Source organism: Bacillus spongiae, from assembly GCF_037120725.1.
Lineage (GTDB): Bacteria > Bacillota > Bacilli > Bacillales > Bacillaceae_K > Bacillus_CI > Bacillus_CI spongiae.
Genome location: NZ_JBBAXC010000043.1, coordinates 1 through 1,310, shown reverse-complemented (window position 1 = coordinate 1,310; position 1,310 = coordinate 1). Strand labels below are relative to the sequence as shown.

Genomic DNA, 1,310 nt, shown 5'->3' with positions numbered 1-1,310 from the left:
TTATTATAGTAATCAATGTACCCCTTAATTTTTTGTTTCAGTTCTGTATAAGAAACTAATGTCTCACCATGATACATTTCTTGTTTCATAATTCCAAAAAAATTCTCCATTGAAGCATTATCAGCACACGTAGCTTTCCTTGACATACTTTGAAAAATTTTATTTTCTTTTAATGTTTTCACCCATTTATTATGTTGATAATGCCATCCTTGATCTGAATGGATAGTCGTTCGAAATTTTGCTTCCTTGCTTATGGTAGTGACCACTTCATTAAGGGGTTGGAGCACAAAATCTAATGTTGGTTTGTTAGAAATCCCATAAGAGATGATTTCTCCGTTATACAAATCTAAAATCGGACTCAAATATAGCTTTTCATTGCCAGTACATTTGAATTCTGTAATGTCTGTTGCGAGTTTTTGCAGTCTAACAGGCGTATTAAACCTACGGTTTAAACGATTTTTAGCCACCTTACCAACTGTTCCTTTATAAGACTTATAACGAGATTTACGAGTGAACTTTTTACATTTCAAGTCAAGTTCACTCATTATTCTTTGGACTTTCTTATGGTTTACTTTATAGCCTTCTACTCTTAATTCCAAATGAATACGGCGGTATCCATATTTTCCATCATGTTTCTGAAACAGTTTGATCATCTTCTCTTTCAACTCTTTATCTGGATCTTCTTTCTGAAATTGTTGAATGTGATAATGATAAGTTGCTTCTGGTATATCTACTACTATTAATACATCCTTTAATTTGAATCCTTCTTCTTTGAGTTCAAATGCCAACGCTGCTTGTGCTTTTCGAGGTAGGCATTCGGTTTCTCCTGAAAAGCGTTTAACTTTTTTAAATAGGCATTTTCTAATCGAAGTAGCTCTATTTCTCGTTCTAATTGCTCTTCTCGGGTCATTCTCTTTACTTGTTTCGATTGTTCAGGTTTTCTTTTTCTAGACATAGGAGGCCGTCCCTTCGGTTTCTGTTTGAGCCCTTCTATTCCATGGTTAAGAAATGATTTTTTCCAGTTCGCAATTAGGGATGGATTATTTATCTTAAACTTTATTGCAGTATCTTGGTAAGAATTGCCCGTATTTTTCATAAAGTTTAATACATTTAACTTAAAATGAACAGAGTAAGTTGTTTTGCTTCTCTTTTGGCGTAGTCCTTCCTTACCAAATGCTTTATATGAATTTACCCATCTTCTAATTTGTCCATTATCAGGAATGCCATATTTTTTAGCCAATAACTTAAATCCCATTGGTCCTTCTAGATATTCTTTAACAATGGTTAATTTTAAATCGTCACTATATTTT

Annotated in this window: 2 protein-coding genes; both read right to left on the bottom strand. The window is 33.0% G+C overall.

Annotated elements, in window-relative coordinates:
- Positions 1 to 866, bottom strand: an 866-nt coding sequence (locus tag WAK64_RS22320) for an IS3 family transposase (protein WP_336589168.1), incomplete at its 3' end; no start/stop codon positions are given.
- Positions 752 to 1,310 (bottom strand): helix-turn-helix domain-containing protein (locus tag WAK64_RS22315; RefSeq protein ID WP_336589167.1); only part of this gene is annotated, 559 nt, incomplete at its 5' end. The genes WAK64_RS22315 and WAK64_RS22320, both read right to left, overlap by 115 nt.